The organism is Pseudomonas sp. PS02290 (assembly GCF_029960075.1).
Lineage (GTDB): Bacteria > Pseudomonadota > Gammaproteobacteria > Pseudomonadales > Pseudomonadaceae > Aquipseudomonas.
The window spans coordinates 1-18,115 of sequence record NZ_JASCOY010000062.1 but is presented as its reverse complement, the minus strand read 5'-3'; the positions used below and the strand labels follow the sequence as shown (position 1 = coordinate 18,115).

The following is an 18,115-nucleotide window of genomic DNA, read 5'->3' as shown; positions in this document are numbered from 1 at the left end:
CCCTCATGTTTGAAGCCGCTCGGTTTGGTGATGAAATATCGCACACTGGTGCCTTGGGAGGATTTCTCCTCGGCGCTGCGTTGGGCATTGCACTGGTGGCCACAGTTGCTATCGCCACCTTCACCTGTGGTTTTGGCGTTGCGCTTCTCGCAGGGATGGCAGCAGGCGTTGGAGGTAGCCTGCTCACTGCTGCGGGAGAAGCCTTGGGTAGTTTATTTTCGTCCCCTTCCGGCACGATCGTAACCGCTTCGCCCAACGTCTTCGTTAACAGTCGCCAAGCGGCGCATGTTGCCCAAAGTCTAGGCGCATGCAGCAAGCATCCGGGGGCGCCCGCGCAGGTGGCCGAGGGGTCCACCAACGTCTTCATCAACGGCACCGCGGCGGCGCGCAAAAAAGACAAGCTCACCTGTGGCAGTACCATCTCCAGCGGCTCGGATAACGTATTCATTGGCGGCGGTACCTACCGTTATTTACCCGTCGACGATGAAATTCCAGGCTGGTTGCGCACAACCGTTGATGTACTGATGGCGGTGGCCGGTGCTGCCGGCGGCATTGCCCAACTGATCAAGCAAGGCACCCAGGCAGGCATGAAAGCAGTCATGCCGTGCGTTATGAAGTTCACCGCAGGTTTTGTCGCGGGCGAAGTCGCCAGCCGATATGTAGTGGGCCCCGCCATTGAGCGTGCGGTCGGTGGTCATGCAGGCAACCCTGTTGATCTGACCACAGGCCGTAAATTCATCCCCGATGAAGTCGATTTCAGCCTGCCCGGTTTGATGCCAATTGAGTGGTCGCGGTTTTATGCAAGCGATCTGGCCGTAGACAGCATTTTGGGTCGCGGCTGGATCCTGCCTTGGGAACAGAGCCTGCGCCGCAAAGGCAGCTTCGTTTACCTCAGCGATAATCAGGGTCGAACCGTTCCTTTCGTGAATGTCGAACCGGGCCAGCGGATCTATAACCCCCATGAACAGGTTTATCTGGTCTGCACCGAGGGCGGGCATTACCTGCTGCAAACCCTCGACAACATCTTCTTCTACTTTGGCGAAGTCCCGGACGACAACACGCCCGCGCCGATCCAGCGCATCGAAAACGCCCTGGGGCATTTTCTGCATTTCGCCTACACCGTCGACGGTTCGCTCACTGACATCAGTGCCACTGGCGGCGTGCGCGTTCATCTGGAATATGACAACCCGCTGGGACGCCTGACCGACGTCAAACGTGTGGTCGAGAACCTGGGCGTCGAAACCCTCGTTCAGTACCGTTACGACGACAACGGTCAGCTCACCGAAGTGATCAACCGCAACGGTGATTCCATGCGCCGTTTCAGCTACGCCGACGGCGTGATGGTCAGTCACAGCAACGCGCTGGGCCTGAGCTGCAACTACCGCTGGGAAACCCTTGACGGTCAGCCCCGCGTGGTGGAGCACTGGACCAGCGACGGCGAGCACTTTCATTTCCGTTATGACTTCAAGAACCGGACTTCCTGGGCGGTTGACGTCTTGGGCCGTGAGCTGGAAGTGCACTACAACGAGGATCATCGCATTGTTGCGAGCCGTGACTACGGTGGCGAGCGTTACGCGCTCGAGATCGATGAAACCGGAAACATGACCGGGCTGACGCTCCCCGATGGCAACCATCTGACGCTCAAGTACGACGAATATTCGCGACTGGTTGAGGAGTCGGACCCGCTCGGCCGGACCATCAGCTACAGCTATCACCACCTGACAACGCTGGTTTCGTCGGTCACTTACCCAGACGGCAGCACCTGGAAAGCCCGTTACGATAAAAAAGGTAATCTCATCGCAGAAGTCGATGCACTCGGCCACAAAACCGAGTACCTCAACAGCGAAGACGGCCTGCCGCACACGATTATCGACGCGACCTACAAGTCGAAATATCTCTGGTGGAACACGTTCGCTCAGGTCGAGCGTTTTCAGGATTGCTCCGGCAAAAGCACCTTTTACACCTACGACGACAGGTCCCACCTGATCGCCATGACAGATGCGCTGAACCAGACCACACGGCTTGAGCGCAAACCCGACGGCGAAGTGCTGCGCATTGAGCATCCGGATGGTACGACTGAGTCGTTTACCTACAACGCCATTGGCCAGGTGCTGACGCACACCGATGGCAAGGGACAGACCACGCGCTTGCTGCGTACTGCACGCGGTTTGCCAAGCAGCCGACAGGATGCAAAGGGACAACGCATTCGCTATGAGCACGACAAAGCGATTCGGCTGACCGCGCTGGTCAACGAAAACAATGCGACTTATGAGTTTGCCTACGATGCGTCGGATCGACTGATCGAAGAAAAGCGTATCGACAATCTGACGCGTCGGTTCACCTACAACTTGGGTGGGTATCTGACGCGCTTGGATGAAATCGGCTACGGCGACAGGGTGGAGCGGCCGCAGCGCAGTACTGAATTTGAACGCGATGTCATTGGACGGTTGCTGGCCAAGGTCAATCAGGATGCGCGGCAGGATTACAGTTATGACGAGGGAGACCGGCTGTTGTCGATTGAGCGGTTGCCTACCTCGGTTGGTAAGAAGCTTGGCATTGGCGAAGAGAAACTGGAGTTTGCCTACGACCTGCTGGGCCGGTTGATCAAAGAAACCACATCGCAAGGCGCGCTGGCCTACGAATACGATCCGCTCAGCAATCTGACCACGCTGACACTGCCGACTGGTCAGCACCTGAATCATCTGTACTACGGCAGCGGCCACCTGCACCAACTCAACCTCGACGGTTTGCTCCTCAGCGACATGGAGCGCGATGACCTGCATCGAGAGGTTTATCGCACGCAAGGTAAGCTCACCAGTTGTTTTGGTTACGATGCGATGGGGCGCAAGAGCTGGCAGTTTGCATCGACTATTCCGGCGGAAAAGCTGTCGCAGATCCACAACCCCGGCAATAACACCCTGCTGATCGAACACGCCTACAACCCTATCCACCGCCGCTACCACTACGATCCGGCTGGCGAACTGACCCGCACCCTCGACAAACTACGCGGCGAGATCAAATACGAATATGAAGCGAACGGCCAGCTGCACAGTCGTGATACTGGCCGCTTGGTTGATAGCGAAGAGTTCCGGTACGACTCTGCGGCCAACCGGCTGAACTTCAACACCAGCCAGTTTGATCAGGTGAAAGACAACCGCATCAAGCAATGGCGCGATCAGGAATATGCTTACGACGCGTGGGGCAACCTGATTGAAAAACGGTCAGGGTTAACCAAGCTGCAGACGTTTACCTACGACTGCGAAAACCGGCTTGTGCGTGCGGAAACTATGGTTAACAGCCAGGTACACAGCGTTGGCACGTATCGGTATGACAGCTTGGGTCGCCGAGTTAAGAAGACGTCCGAGATTGCAGGCCAAACCGAGCACAAGCAATTCCTCTGGCAAGGTTTGCGCCTGCTGCGTGAGGAAACGCCGGCGCAGAGTAGCCTCTATATTTACGAGCCGGGCAGCTATGCGCCACTTGCCCGGGTCGACCAAAACGAGGGTAAGCCAGAGCAAAAGCTCTACTACTTCCACACCGACCAGATCGGCACGCCGCTGGAGATGACGGATGTGGATGGCCAGATTGTTTGGCAGGCGACCTACAAGGCGTGGGGTGAGATCGAGTCGCTTGCGGTGGATGAAGTTGAGCAGAACCTACGTTTCCAAGGTCAGTACTTTGACGAAGAAACCCACCTGCACTACAACACTTTCAGGTATTACGATCCGGAGGTGGGGCGGTTCATTACTCAAGATCCCGTGGGGCTGTTTGGCGGAGAAAACCTATACACGTATGCCCCAAGCCCTTTAGGGTGGGTCGATCCACACGGTTTATCACCGAGCCAACTACTTGCATCCGCAATGGCTAAGGCGGGCAGCGTAGTGCCTAGTGGTTACGCTGCTCATCACCTTATCCCAACCAACGTGCTAAAAAGATCTAATCTGATACAAGAAGCAATGAAGAGAGGCATCTACAATCCAAATGGGGCCAGCAATGGTGTAGGACTTCCGACTAGTGCTGCGGAATCTTTGGCATCAGGGAAGCCTCTACATAGCGGTGGGCATTTAGGATCTTACTATGAAGCTGCGCGCACTAGATTGCTGATCTCAGAGCAAAAAGTCGGGGATCTTGCTAAGGCTTCTGATAAGCAAATTCTCAGAAAAATTGGAGCAGTCGAACGAAGCATGAGGATGAGTTTAGGGGCTGATGAGCTGCGCCTGCAAAATACTGACTTAAGGCCTAAAGGAAGCCGTTCAACTTGCTAAAGGTGAAACTATGAAATATTTTATTCTTCGCCATGAAGATATAAATGGCAGGTTTATCGACGGAGATGTGGAGTTTTCTCCACCTCTAACTAATTATTATCAGGTCGGCAAGGAGGTTTTGCCGGCTGAAACTAAGATTCGACTAACGTTAGACAGGCGAGTAAAGAAAATAGATTCTGATTTCTTTCTGACCAGTTGCGGAGCCTTTTTTATCTCTGCTGCAATGAGAAAGGTTTTAGATGAATTTAAGACTTCCCTTGTCATTCATCCTGTAAATTTAATGTACCATGACGGTAAAGCGGTTGAAGCAGAATATTTCCTTATCCATCAAGACTTCAAGGTGAGATGTTTCGATTATCAGAATTCTGATTATTCAGGAAAAAACATGGTACTGGCGAAGCTTTCTCATGAAGAGCTATCGCCTGAATATCTAGCGCGAGGTATTAAAAAACTTTGTATTGTCGAGCGGCAAGCTGATAACAATGACTTTCTTTTCGTTGATCAGATAATATGGATTGATCCGCTTATTTCGGAGGCAGTGGTTGAAAGTGCAAAAAGAAATGGCGTTAAGCTGAATGTCCAACCGGCTTGCTAACTGGGCGCATCAGAACGCCTTACATCCAGAAGTAGTCGACAACCAACACGGAAGCTTCTAAACGGTCAGACTAATAATTATGATTGCGTACACACCTCACGCTGTGGGTCTTCTCACGCAAACTTTTCTCGTTCACACCCTCATAGCTCGATTCTTCGGATTATGGATCCGACCCGTCAGGCGAGTTAAGTCGTACGCTCGACAAACTGCGGCGTGAGATTAAATACCGATATGCAACAACCAGCTGCAAAGTCTCGGTACAGCCAAGCTCGTCGACAGCGAAAAGCTAAGACGTCACTGCAGCCAACCGGTGAACCTCAATGCCAGCAGGTTGATCAGGCGAAGAACAACCGGAGAAAGCGCTTGCGCCATCAGGAATATGCCTACGGTACGTGCGGCAACCTGATTGAGAAGCGGGCCGGGCTGGGGAAACTGCAAACGTTTACGTAAGCCTGCGAAAACCGGCTTGTGCGCGCGGAAACGATGGTTAACAGCCAAGTGCACAGCGTCGGCACGTATCGGTATGACAGCTTGAGTCGCCGAGTTGGGAAGACGTCCGAGATCGAGGGCCAAACCGAGCACAGGCAGTTCCTATGGCAAGGCCTGCGGATGCTGCGTGAGGAAACGCCGGCGCAGAGTAGCCTCTATATTTACGAGCCGGGCAGCTATGCGCTACTTGCCCGGATTGACCAAAACGAGGGTGAGCCAGAACAAAAGCTCTACTACTTCCACACCGACCAGATCGGCACGCCGCTGGAGATGACGGATGTGGATGGCCAGATTGTCTGCCAGGCGACCTACAAGGCGTGGGGTGAGATCGAGTCGCTTGCGGTGGATGAAGTTGAGCAGAACCTACGTTTCCAAGGTCAGTACTTTGACCAAGAAACCCACCTGCAACAACACTTTCAGGTATTACGATCCGGAGGTGGGCCGGTTTATTGCGCAGGACCCAATTGGGTTGGCGGGTGGGGATAATCTTTACAAATATGCCCCTAATCCAACAGGGTGGTTGGACCCTCTTGGGTGGATTACTTATAACGCTATGCCGAGCATTGCAGGGTTCCAGAAGCACCACATTACTCCACAACAGCTATCTGGACATGGCGCTATCAGGTCTGCGGGGATGAACATTCATAAGACAGGAAATATAATCTATTTACCCACTGACGCTGAATATCATCCCACAAGAACAATTCACAGAGGATCTCACGCCCAATACACCGCTTCGGTTGAGCAAAAGCTTGATATGGTGCATGACTATGGTCAGAGGAATGGATGGACAAAAGAGCGATACAGTAAGGCGGTCGACAGCGTGATTGCTGATGAGCGAAAAGGTCTGCGATCTGGAAAAACAATGCTCAATAAGAATTCAGTTAGGGGAACTACCTGTGGTTAAGACTTTTATTATGCAAATATCGGATACCTATCCGGAAAGTTACTGGTTCAAGAGTAAGGTCTTGACGGGGCAAGATTCGATAGAACTAAAGACTGGCACTGAGGTGAATGGTAATTGGGCCTTAGAGTTTCGCTTAGACAAGCGCGTAAGTTTAGATAGGGTTCTGGGATTTGACTTTCTTTTCAGCGATGGTCCTAATTTTATTAGTCCTAGGCTTTACGATATTTTAGTAGGGTCCAACATTTCTGGCTTGCAGTACATTGATGCCGATATATATATCGAAGGTAAGAAATATAAGGGTTATAAAGTCTTAAACATTACAAATAGGTTGGCAGCTTTTGATGCGGAAAATTCAAGGTGTGAGCCTTTGTTGAGTTATATTTCCGATGGTCCAAAAAAATACACGGAGATTGTGCTTAATAAAGACATTTCTCCGGCTGTTGACATGTTTCGGGCGGAAGAGGATTTTACGGTCATGCTGGCAGTTGAGCGGGTGAAGCTGCTGTTCGAATCAAATCAAATAGTTGGTGTTCAATTTAAAGATCGCATGGTACAGAACAGTTTTTGAATAGTAATGCGTCACAACCAACAGCGCTCTGACGGGCTAGGGTAGCTGCAGCTTGGACGGGCATATGAGGTGGGTTGATGAAATCGGCCACGGCGATAGGGCGGAGCAGCTGCAACGAAGTATGGAATTAAGGTGAATCAGGATGCACGGCAGGACAACGCCTACGACGAAGCCGATCGGATGCCTGCGGCTAACTGAGGAATCATCAATGAAAAGCTTTGTCGCATCTACTATAAGAAGTTATGAAGAAAATGGAGTTATGACCATTGGCTTAGGCGATCATCCCGAAAACCCTTCAAACTTCATCATCATTACGCGCTTGGATGATGAAGATAACGCTACCGTGGATGATGGTATCGGGCTTCTAACAGATGAAGCTAAATATGAGAGATCTAACGCGATAGAAAAAATCTCCTACCACTCCGATAGGTTGGAATTAGTAGTTAGACCTGAATTTGCGGAATTCTTCGGGGCGAGAACCCATGTGGCTAAGTTTTTTCAAGATAGGGATCACTCGCAAAATCAAAAATCTGCATTGAAGCACGCGCTGCAGGATATGTTTTGCGGAAGTCATGTCGAGTTATCGTTGTGAAGAATACGGAGTAATTTGAACTGTATTTCACGTGCATCGTCGCCGGCACGCTCACTGACATCAGTGCTACTGGCGGCGTGCGCGTCCAATTGGATTACTACATCTGCTGGGCCGCTTGACCGACGTCAAACGCGTGGTCGACACTTGGCCGTTGAAACCCTCGTCCAGTATCGGTACGACAACGACAGTCAGCTCACCCATGCGTCGTTTCAGCTACGCCGACGGCGTGATGTCAGTCACAGCAACGCCCCGGGCCTGAGCTGCAACTACCGCCGGGAAACCCTTGACGGTCAGCCGCGCGTGATGGAGCACTGGACCAGTGACGGCGAGCACTTTCATTTCCGTTACGACTTCAAAAATCGGATTTCCTAGGCGGTTGACGTCTTGAGCCGCGGGCTGGAGGTGCACTACAACGAAGATCATCGCGTCTTCGCCAGCCGTGACTACGGTGGCGAACGTTACGCGATCGAGATCGATGACAACGGCAACATGACCGGACTGACGCTGCCAGATGGCAACCGTCTGACATTCAAGTACGACGAATACGCGCGTCTGGTTGAAGAGACTGATTCGCTTGGTCGGACCGTCAGCTACAGCTATCACCAGCTGACTACGCTGGTCTGGTGGTTCCAGAGCCGCTGCAAACTGTGGATAAATAAAATGCTCTCCGAAAAGGTTGTTAACTTTTGTAAGGCCCAAGGTTGGTGGTTCGATGATGCGAGCCCTGAATATGAAGTAGAACTCCAAAAATTAGGAGTGGACGTGTCGTCCGACTTTGCAGAATTTTACCTTCACGTGGAGGACGGTCCGACCTTTATCCAAAAGGGAAAAGAGATATACCAAGTGTGTTGGTTTTCTAAGAATTCTAATTATGATCTTGCTTTAAAGCGAGCACATGAAACCCTCAACCTTCCTAAGGAGTATCTTCCTTTGGACAGCTTTGAAGGTGAAGGGGGCTTTTTCTATAATAAAGTCAGCGGCGAGGTGGTGGAGTTGTCACTGGGGCAAGATCTGATTGACTTTACGCAAGGAAAATTAAAGCCGCAGTGGTCAAGTTTTAATAAATTCCTAGAAATGTATTTTGGTCTGATTTGATTTTTTGGGTTGTGCAGTAATTCAGTGGTCAGGTGGACAGTAGCCTTGACCACTTTTTTTCGAGTTTAGATAACAGCCGGGGTAAAAAACATTAAATCCACTTGTTATTGCGGGTAACGAAATGCCTATAGTGTGTAAAAGAGGACTGACCGCGAGTGATATAGCTCAAGTTGAATTGGAGCTAGGCAAGTCTTTTCCAGTGGAGTACCGCATTTTTTTGCAAAAAATGAATGGCTTTTTTATAGCGGCTCCCGATTACGTAGAAATCCATCTGAGCTCGGTCGAAGAGGGATTCATTAGCTTTGATCGGCTATTTGGGTGGCTCCCTGAAGAAGAATGCAACAATGTGGTGGCGTTCAATAAAGAATTTATTGAGGAGCTTGCTTTCCTCAACAGCGCCATCGCGATCGGCGAGGATGGTGGGGGTAATCCTTATGTGATTGTCTCTGACTCTGACTCTGACAGGAATGGTGTCTATTACTGGGATCGAACTCACCTGCATGAAGGCGAATCTACTAAAAATGCGGATTTTCCAGAGAGGAATGATAGCGGAAGCCTCTTCTTTATTACGTCGAGCTTAGGAGAATTCTACAGATTGATTTCTCATCAGTTAGGGGGATATCCGGTCAGTTTAGAAGTAGTTTAGATCCTTATGAAAAACTCGGATTCCAACTCGGCTGACTACTTAACAAATATCGAGCTCTGAGTTGGCCATACGCACCTGAATCACCTGTGCTACGGCAGCGGCCACCTTCACCAACTCAACCTCGACGGTCTGCCGATTAGCGACATGGTCGCAAGGCTGCCTTCGCGAGCAAGCTCGCTCCCACAAGAACAGAGTCTGAAGCCGACAGAGCGGCGGCAGGGCAAGATGAGGAATGATTAGCCGATTAGCATCGCCCCTTGAATCCAATGCACAAAAAAATCCCCATCACTTATCCAGCATACGGGGATCAAAGGGGAGGAATTCAGCGCTTTCGCGAACAAGCTCGCCGGCACTTGATGCATGGCCTGACACGCAATGGTCAGTGGGTCGCATCAACCTGTAGAAGACGAAGTTGCTCGCGAAAGCGTTTTCCGATTATCAAAAAGTTGCAGTTCACATGAGGTTCTTACAAATCCATTCCCCGGCAACGATACGTTCGTTAACGGGGAATGGATTCACTTCGAATTTCCATTCATTGTTGAATCTTGTGATCCAGAGCGGCGTAGAAGTTGGCGCTTTGTTGCAGGTACTTCGGGGTGTAACTCTGGGTCGAGCTGACTTTTTTGTCGGTCGCTTCGACACTGGCACTGGCAGGCAATGCAACGGTAGCGGAGATGGCGGACGCGGCGATGATGGAGAAGATATTGAAGTTCATGGTGGGTACCTCGCTGTGGTGTGTCGTTTCAAGTCTTGACCGTCGTGGCCGTGGAATGAAAGTTACGCCCGAGGATGTTCTGGAAAAAATCTTTTCTGGCACTAGCCCTTATCACCTGAATTGATACAGGCCCAGAGCCCTTGAAAATCAAGGGATGGGCCTGCGTCAAAGCGTCACGGGGTTTCAGTGTGCGGTGAGGAAATGGAAGTCGGACGGCGAATCGAAGTCGACTTTCTGCACGGTGTCGCCCAGCAGACCGGTTTTCGGGTCAACGCGGACGGTCACGATCTGGTTGCTTTTCTGGTTGGCGATCAGCACGAAGTGGCCGCTAGGGTCGAAGGCGAATTCGCGAGGTTCCTTACCTTCCACGGTGCGACGCTGGACTTCCTTGAGCTGGCCGTTCGCGGCATCGATGCTGAACACCAGCAGCTCGTTCACTTCGCCACGGTTGGCAACGTAGAGGAACTTGCCATCCGGCGAAGGGTGCAGGCCACCCGCGGCACGGTTTTGCTGACCTTCCTTGTTGGCGAGGTCAACCAGTTGGGTCTGCTTGAACACGCCGTCGTGATAATCAAACACCGCGACCTGGGCGCTCATTTCCATCGTCAGCCAGGCGTGCTTGCCGTCTTTGCTGAAGGTCAGGTGGCGCGGACCGCTGCCCGGTGGCAGGTCGACTGAAGGCACTTTCGCCGGCTTCAGCGGCTGAGGCTGTTTGGCGTCGTAGTTGAAGACAAACATCTTGTCAGCGCCCAGGTCCATGGCGATCAGGTACTTGCCGTCGGGCGTGGGTACCGCCGCGTGAACGTGGGACGAAGCCTGACGCTCCGGATTCACCTTGCTCGCTTCGTGGGTCGTGGTCTGCACCACAGGCGCCAGTTTGCCGTCCTTGCCGACCGGCACCACCGCCAGCACGCCACCCGGTTGCGGGTGGACGGCGTAGTTGGCGACGAAGAGGAAACGCCCGTCCAGGCTCAGGCTGGAATGGGTCGGCTCTTCGCCCTTGGTGTCGATCTGATTGAGGAACGACACCGCGTGGGTCTTGGGGTCGATAGCGTAGCTGCTGACCTTGCCGACGACGTCTTTCTGGCCCGGGCCGTTCTCGTTGACCGCGAACATATGACGCTGGTCTTTGGAGAGCGTCAGCCAGGACGGGTTGTCGCTCTTGATCACCTGATGCGGTTTGGCGTCGAGCTGGCCGGTCTGGGTGTTGAAGCCGAAGCGGTAAATGCCTTCGCTGGCGCCGGCGGTATAGGAACCGACCAGTACGTCGTAATCAGTCATGGGTTTGGCCTGAACGGAGAGCGCGGAAAGGCTGCTGGCGAGCGCTAACCACGGCAGAAGTCTGGGAGTCATTGGGCTGTTCTCTTTTTGGAGTTGTTGGCGCGCCGTGCACGCAGATGGTCACCGGCTATGACAGCGTATTGCGTAGAGTAGTTGCCGAGTGGGTGCTGTGAAACTGCGGGGACATGGCGCTTGGCGGGGCTGGATTGATTTATGGTTGGGCGTCGCGCGCCCGGGGACAGATTGGTTTACGGTGAAGCGTTGTAAATAAATCAGTCCCCTCGATATTCACTGCAGCCCAATAGTGCGCGGTTACTCCTGCTCGCCCTCTTCATCGTCATCCTCGTCACTCGCCGCAATCCCTTGCAGCACGACAATGCGGTGGTCGGCGTTGCCGTCGTTGATGACCCAGCTTTGCAACGCGGCATCGAATTCGGCGGCGTCGATCTGCGCCAGGGAGAAGCGCCAGACCTTGCGCTCGCGGCCGTCCATGCTTTCGATCTGGAGCATTTCATCGAGGGTGAATTCGAAAGCGTGCAGGCCGTCGATTTCGATCATGCTCTGGGCGGTCAGCGCGGTCTGGAGTTCAGTGCGCAGGGATTGCGGTGTGGTGGTCATGGCAGTGGTTCGCATCAGTGAAAGCGCGAATGATAGGTGAAAAGACGCCGAAGCGCTGGCCTCGGCGTCTGATGACCGCAGGGTCAGTCCTGAACCGCTTCTTTCACGTAGTAGCGCGACGGGATACCCCAGACGATCAGCGCGATGGCCAGCACGCTGACGGCGAATAACGCGAACAGCGCCGGGGTCGCCGTGCCGGTGAGGTCCTTGATGCGGCCGACCATGAACGGCGCGATGATCCCGCCCAGTTGCCCGAGGGAGTTGATCAGCGCGATGCCCGCAGCGGCAGCAATGCCGGTGAGGAAGCGCGGCGGGATGGTCCAGAAGATCGGCATCCAGGCGATGATGCCAGTCATGATCATGGTCATGCCGATCATCAGCGGCACCAGTTGCCCGGGAAACAACGCACAGACCAGATAGCCCGCCGCGGTCAGCGTCGCGCAGCCCGCCATGTGCCAGCGGCGCTCGCCGTGGCGGTCGGAACTGGCGCCGATCAGCAGGTTGCCGATCACCGCGCCCACGTACGGAATCACTGTCAGCAGACCAATATTCAGGGTGTCGGTCACGCCAGCGGTTTTGATCATCTGCGGCATCCAGAACAACAGCCCGGTCAGCGCCATGACCAGACACAGGTAAATGCCTGACATCACGTAGGTGGTCGGGTGTTTCCAGATGTCTTTGACGGTCTGCTTGACGACGGGCTGGGCCTCTTTCGCCATGCGCGCCAGCACCACCTGTTTCTCCTGATCACTGAGCCAGGTGGCGTCTTCGATACGGTCCTTGACCAGCCAGAACACCACGGCGCCGAGCAGGATGGACGGGATGCCTTCGATCAGGAACAGCCAGCGCCAGCCGGCCAGGCCCATGACACCGTCGAAGTGACCGAGGATCAGCCCGGCAATCGGACCGCCGACGATCCCGCACAGGCAGATGGAGCTTTTGAAGTAGGAGTTCACCCGCGCCCGATGTGAGCCCGGATACCACTGGGTGAAGAAGTACAGCACACCGGGGACGAAGCCGGCTTCCATCACGCCGATCAGAAAGCGCAGCGTGTAGAACCAGAATTCGGTCTGCACGAACATCATGCAGGCGGACGCGATGCCCCACGAGACCATAATCCGCGCGATCCAGATCCGCGCGCCGATCTTGTGCAGCAGCACGTTGCTTGGCACTTCGAACAAAAAGTACCCGACGAAGAACAGGCTCGCGCCCAGGCCGTAGACGGTTTCGCTGAAACCCAGGTCGCTGGCCATCTGCAGCTTGGCGAAGCTGATGTTGACGCGGTCGAGATAGGCAAACAGGAAACAGGCGATGAACAACGGCACGATTCGCCAGCTCACCTTGCGGTAGATGCTGTCCTCGAGGGCGTCGGCATCAAGGCGTTCCAGCGGGATGGCAGTGGCGGTCATGGGTCGCACCTCGTTTTGTTTTTATGGGTGTCGTATCGAGCGCAGCAGCCAGCCACTGTAGGAGTGAGCTTGCTCGCGATAGCCAAATTCCGGTCACCCCTTTCAGTGACTGGATCACCGCTTCGCGAGCAAGCTCACTCCTACAGGATTTCTGCAGCGCGGCGGACCACCACGCGTGCAGTCCTGGCCATTCAAGCGTTCCGCAAGGGCCGGACATCAAAGCTGCTTGATGCCACCCGGCCGGAAAACCGCCTCGGCCGGCGCAATGCCGTTGATCAACGGCGCGCCAAACTCATGCTGGCTGATCTCGAACTTGTCCCCCGGCTGCGTCTTGATGCCATCGGCAAACGACAGCGTCGCGGTGCCGAAGAAATGCACATGCACATCCCCCGGCCGCAGGAACTGGGCGTATTTGAAGTGGTGGTATTCGAGGTTTTCCAGGCTGTGGCACATGTTGGCCTCGCCGCTCAAGAACTCCTTTTCCCACAGCACTTGCCCGTCGCGATGGATGCGGCTGGTGCCCGCCAGGTTCTGCGGCAGATCGCCGACCCGCAGCTCCGGGCCGAAGGAGCAGGCGCGCAGCTTGGAATGGGCCAGGTACAGGTAGTTCTTGCGCTCCATGATGTGATCGGAGAATTCGTTGCCGATGGCGAAACCCAGGCGGTAAGGCTTGCCGTCGTGACCGATCACGTACAGGCCGCTCAGCTCAGGCTCTTCGCCGGCGTCTTCGGAGAAGGGCGGCTGCGGGAACGACTCGCCCGGACGGATGACGATGCTGCCGTCGCCCTTGTAGAACCACTCCGGCTGCACGCCCGGCTGACCGGCCGCCGGTTTGCCGCCTTCCAGGCCCCACTTGAAGATGCGCATGGTGTCGGTCATGCCCGCTTCGTCATTGCCCTGCTGGTGCATTTTGTCCCGCGCCGACGCGCTACCTAAATGGGTCAGGCCAGTGCCGCTGACCAGCAGGTGCGCGGGATCAGGGTGATCCAGCGGCGGCAGGATCATCAGATCGGCACGCAGCTGCGAGTAATCGTGGTTATCCCCCAGGCCCAGGCTGTCGACCTGCTCGGCGAGGGAGATCTTCTTGTCGATGGCCGCCAGGGCCAGGTCACGAGTGCTGGTGGCGCCCTGGATTTCGCGCACCAGCGGACCGTCCACCAGACCAACGCGACGCTGGCCGTTGCCCAGTTCGAACTGTACTAAATGCATGGGGTTCTCCTGTTTGGGGTCTACACGGCCACTCAACAGAGTGGCCTGAGGTTAACGAGAGCCGCGCGCGCTGGCGGCGAATTTCGATTCGGGCAAGGCGTGCTTGCGTTCCAGAACACGGTAGACCACGCCGGTCAGAATCAGGCCGCAGATCATCACGCCCGAGAGGAAGTACAAGCCGCTGGCCAGATTGCCCGTCAGTTCTTTCAGCCAGCCGATGACGAAGGGCCCGATGTAGCCGCCCAGATTGCCCACCGAGTTGATCAGCGCAATGCCCGCCGCGGCACTGGCGCCGGCGAAGAAACGACCGGGCAGTGTCCAGAACACCGCCGTGCAGGAAAACAGCGAGAACGCCACCAGCGACAGCGCCGCCAGTTGCAGCACCGGCACGGTCAGGCATGCGCTGAGAAACAGACCGATGGCGCCGATCACATACAGCACCGCCAGATGACCATAGCGGTCATTGAGCCGATCGGAACTGCGCGGGACGATCAACAGGCCGACGATGCCGAAAATATAAGGTACGGCAGAGATGAAGCCCGTGGTCAGGTCGCTGCCGCCAAACTGTTTGATCAGCGTCGGCAGCCACAGGCCGAGGCCATAAATGCTCAGCGTGACGGGGAGATAAAACAGCGCCAGCAGCAGAACGCGTTTGTCTTTGAGAGCATGCAATGGGTTGCCGTGGCGGGTCTGGCCGTATTCTTCCAGGTCTTTTTTCAGCTCGCCGGCGAGCCATTGTTTCTCGACCGGATCCATCCACTTCACGTCCTTCGGGCCATCAGGCAACCAGCGCAACACCGGCAAGGTGAGCAGAATCGCCGGCGCGCCGATGCACAGGAACAGCCACTGCCAGCCGTGCAGACCGGCCACGCCTTCCATGCCGAGCAAACCGCCGGAAATCGGGCCGGTGATCATCATCGCGATGGGTTGGGAAAGGATGAACAGGCCGAGGATCTTGCCGCGATGGCGGACCGGAAACCATTGGGTGATGTAGTACAGAACGCCGGGGAAGAAGCCCGCCTCGGCCGCGCCGAGCAGAAAGCGCATGACATAGAAGCTGGTCGGGCCCTGGACGAAGGCCATGCCCATGGTGATCGCGCCCCAGGTGAGCATGATCCGCGCGAACCAGCGCCGCGCGCCAAAGCGTTCGAGCATCAGGTTGCTGGGGATTTCCAGCAGGAAGTAGCCAATGAAGAACAGGCCGGCGCCCATGCCATAGGCCGCGTCACCGATGCCGACGTCCGCGCCCATGTGCAGCTTGGCGAAGCCGACGGCGGAGCGATCCACATAAGCGATCAGGTAGAGCAGGATCAGAAAGGGAATGAGTTTCAGGGTGATGCGACGAATAAGCCTGAGTTCCTGGCTCATGGATGCGGTCCTCATTGTTTTTGTTATGGAAGCCTGCGGGGATCGCCTCTGCCTTCGTGTGCGCATTGCTGCGGATGAAGCCGGCAGGGTCGTCCCTCGGTTGAGATCGACTATATAGTATTACTATTTAAGACTACAACTCTTCCACTCGCGACATTTTCGGCCTATTTTAGTCAGCACCTGCAGCCTTTAGTCTTACAAATAAAGCCTAACAATAAGAGTGCCGATTTATGTCTGATTCCGCCAAGAAACCCGTGCTGCGCTCCGCCCAGTGGTTCGGTACCGCCGACAAGAACGGCTTCATGTACCGCAGCTGGATGAAGAACCAGGGCATCGCCGACCATCAGTTCCAGGGCAAGCCGATCATCGGCATCTGCAACACCTGGTCCGAACTCACCCCCTGCAACGCCCACTTCCGCACCATCGCCGAACATGTCAAACGCGGCGTGATCGAAGCCGGTGGTTTCCCGGTTGAATTTCCGGTCTTCTCCAACGGCGAATCGAACCTGCGCCCGACCGCCATGCTGACCCGCAACCTGGCGAGCATGGACGTTGAAGAGGCCATTCGCGGCAATCCCATCGACGGCGTGGTGCTGCTGACCGGTTGCGACAAGACCACCCCTGCCCTGTTGATGGGCGCTGCCAGCTGTGACATCCCGGCCATCGTCGTCACCGGCGGGCCGATGCTCAACGGCAAGCACAAGGGCAAGGACATCGGCGCCGGCACCATCGTCTGGCAGATGCACGAATCCTATAAAGCCGGGCAGATCAGCCTCGACGAATTCCTCTCCGCCGAATCCGGCATGTCGCGCTCGGCCGGTACCTGCAACACCATGGGTACCGCTTCGACAATGGCGTGCATGGCCGAAGCGCTGGGTACGTCGCTGCCGCACAACGCGGCGATTCCTGCCGTCGATTCACGCCGTTACGTCCTGGCGCACATGTCCGGCATGCGGGCGGTGCAAATGGTCAACGAAGACCTGCGGCTGTCGAAAATCCTGACCCGCGAAGCCTTTGAAAACGCCATCCGCGTCAACGCAGCCATCGGCGGTTCGACCAACGCGGTAATCCACCTAAAAGCCATCGCCGGTCGCATCGGCGTGGACCTGGAACTGGACGACTGGACCCGCATTGGTCGCGGCACGCCGACGCTGGTGGACCTGCAGCCTTCCGGGCGCTTCCTGATGGAAGAGTTCTACTACGCTGGCGGCCTGCCTGCGGTGTTGCGTCGTCTCGGCGAGAACAACCTGATTCCCCACCCCGACGCCTTGACCGCCAACGGCAAGACGCTGTGGGAAAACGTGCAGAATTCGCCGATCTATGGCGACGACGAAGTGATCCGCGCCATCGACAATCCGCTGGTGGCCGATGGCGGTATCTGCGTGCTGCGCGGCAACCTAGCGCCGCTGGGTGCGGTGCTCAAGCCGTCCGCTGCCACGCCTGCGCTGATGAAGCATCGGGGTCGCGCGGTGGTGTTCGAGAACTTCGACATGTACAAGGCGCGCATCAACGATCCGGATCTGGACGTGGATGCCAGCAGCATTCTGGTGATGAAGAACTGCGGGCCGAAAGGTTATCCGGGCATGGCCGAAGTTGGGAACATGGGTCTGCCGGCCAAGCTGCTGGCCCAGGGCGTAACCGACATGGTGCGGATTTCCGATGCGCGCATGAGCGGCACGGCGTATGGGACTGTGGTTTTGCACGTGGCGCCCGAAGCAGCAGCGGGTGGTCCGTTGGCAGTGGTGCAGGAAGGTGACTTCATCGAACTGGATTGCGCAACCGGCCGCCTGCACCTGGACATCCCGGAAGCGGAACTGGCCGCGCGTCTGGCTGACTGGCAGGAACCGCCACAGCTGCTGATTGGCGGATACCGTCAGCTGTACATCGATCATGTGATGCAGGCGGATCAGGGTTGCGACTTCGACTTCCTGGTCGGCATGCGCGGCTCGGAAGTGCCACGGCATTCCCATTGATTGAGAGCCATTGATTGCATGCGCCACGCCGCCGGCCCTGCGGAAGCGACCGGGGTGGCGCTCCACCTTGCTCGCGAATGCTGACTTCCAGCCGCTAGATGTCCAGCGGCTGGACTGGCGTCTTCGTGAGCAAGCTCACTCCCACAGGTCCTCGGCATGGCTCGAAATCTCGAGTCAGCCACGGTCTCGTGGGAGCGACCGGGGTGGCGCTCCACCTTGCTCGCGAATGCTGACTTCCAGCCGCTAGATGGCCAGCGGCTGGACTGGCGTCTTCGTGAGCAAGCTCACTCCCACAGGTCCTCGGCATGGCTCGAAATCTCAAGTCACCCACGGTCTCGTGGGAGCGAGGTTGCTCGCGAATACTGATTTTCCGCCACTAAAGATG

Annotated in this window: 12 protein-coding genes and 2 pseudogenes; 8 read left to right on the top strand and 6 right to left on the bottom strand. The window is 55.8% G+C overall.

Going from position 1 to position 18,115, the window contains the following annotated elements; genetic code table 11:
* Positions 1-5: 5 nt before the first annotated feature.
* The 7 genes and pseudogenes from QMX88_RS21265 to QMX88_RS21235 all read left to right on the top strand — a co-directional run bounded on the left by QMX88_RS21265 (position 6) and on the right by QMX88_RS21235 (position 9,157).
* Complete coding sequence (locus tag QMX88_RS21265; protein WP_282372192.1) at positions 6-4,265, top strand: RHS repeat-associated core domain-containing protein; 4,260 nt, start codon at positions 6-8, stop codon at positions 4,263-4,265.
* A gap of 10 nt (positions 4,266-4,275) precedes the next feature.
* Positions 4,276-4,860 (top strand): imm11 family protein, encoded by a 585-nt coding sequence (locus tag QMX88_RS21260; protein WP_282372191.1) that lies wholly within the window; start codon positions 4,276-4,278, stop codon positions 4,858-4,860.
* A 161-nt stretch (positions 4,861-5,021) separates the two neighbouring features.
* Positions 5,022-6,256 (top strand): annotated as a pseudogene (locus tag QMX88_RS21255) (RHS repeat-associated core domain-containing protein); the annotation flags it as partial.
* A complete protein-coding gene (locus tag QMX88_RS21250; protein ID WP_282372207.1) occupies positions 6,183-6,824 on the top strand; it encodes an imm11 family protein in 642 nt (213 codons plus the stop codon). The pseudogene QMX88_RS21255 and the gene QMX88_RS21250, both read left to right, overlap by 74 nt.
* 208 nt (positions 6,825-7,032) lie before the next feature.
* Entirely contained in the window at positions 7,033-7,416 is a 384-nt protein-coding gene (locus QMX88_RS21245; protein ID WP_282372190.1) for a hypothetical protein, read from the top strand.
* Positions 7,417-7,436: 20 nt separating this feature from the next.
* A pseudogene (locus tag QMX88_RS21240) lies at positions 7,437-8,037 on the top strand (type IV secretion protein Rhs); the annotation flags it as partial.
* Between the two features lie 595 nt (positions 8,038-8,632).
* Positions 8,633-9,157 carry an SMI1/KNR4 family protein gene (locus tag QMX88_RS21235; protein WP_282372189.1) on the top strand — a complete coding sequence of 175 codons (525 nt, stop codon included), beginning with the start codon at positions 8,633-8,635 and terminating at the stop codon, positions 9,155-9,157.
* A gap of 532 nt (positions 9,158-9,689) precedes the next feature.
* Here QMX88_RS21235 and QMX88_RS21230 read toward each other — a convergent pair.
* From QMX88_RS21230 to QMX88_RS21205, 6 genes are all read right to left on the bottom strand, one after another.
* Positions 9,690-9,872, bottom strand: coding sequence for a hypothetical protein (locus QMX88_RS21230; protein WP_074890378.1), 183 nt, complete (start codon positions 9,870-9,872; stop codon positions 9,690-9,692).
* A gap of 183 nt (positions 9,873-10,055) precedes the next feature.
* A complete protein-coding gene (locus tag QMX88_RS21225) occupies positions 10,056-11,225 on the bottom strand; it encodes a lactonase family protein (protein ID WP_192171024.1) in 1,170 nt (389 codons plus the stop codon).
* Positions 11,226-11,465: 240 nt separating this feature from the next.
* The gene (locus tag QMX88_RS21220; RefSeq protein WP_282372188.1) at positions 11,466-11,771 is read right to left on the bottom strand and encodes a DUF5629 family protein; all 306 of its coding nucleotides are present in this window, start codon (positions 11,769-11,771) and stop codon (positions 11,466-11,468) included.
* An 83-nt stretch (positions 11,772-11,854) separates the two neighbouring features.
* Positions 11,855-13,180, bottom strand: a complete 1,326-nt coding sequence (locus QMX88_RS21215; RefSeq protein WP_282372187.1) for an MFS transporter — start codon at positions 13,178-13,180, stop codon at positions 11,855-11,857.
* A 216-nt stretch (positions 13,181-13,396) separates the two neighbouring features.
* Positions 13,397-14,389, bottom strand: a complete 993-nt coding sequence (gene araD1 / locus QMX88_RS21210) for an AraD1 family protein (protein WP_282372186.1) — start codon at positions 14,387-14,389, stop codon at positions 13,397-13,399.
* A 51-nt stretch (positions 14,390-14,440) separates the two neighbouring features.
* A complete protein-coding gene (locus QMX88_RS21205; protein ID WP_282372185.1) occupies positions 14,441-15,757 on the bottom strand; it encodes an MFS transporter in 1,317 nt (438 codons plus the stop codon).
* 230 nt (positions 15,758-15,987) lie between these two features.
* Between QMX88_RS21205 and QMX88_RS21200 the strand changes: the two genes are divergently transcribed.
* A complete protein-coding gene (locus tag QMX88_RS21200; RefSeq protein ID WP_282372184.1) occupies positions 15,988-17,730 on the top strand; it encodes an IlvD/Edd family dehydratase in 1,743 nt (580 codons plus the stop codon).
* The last annotated feature ends 385 nt before the right edge of the window (positions 17,731-18,115 follow it).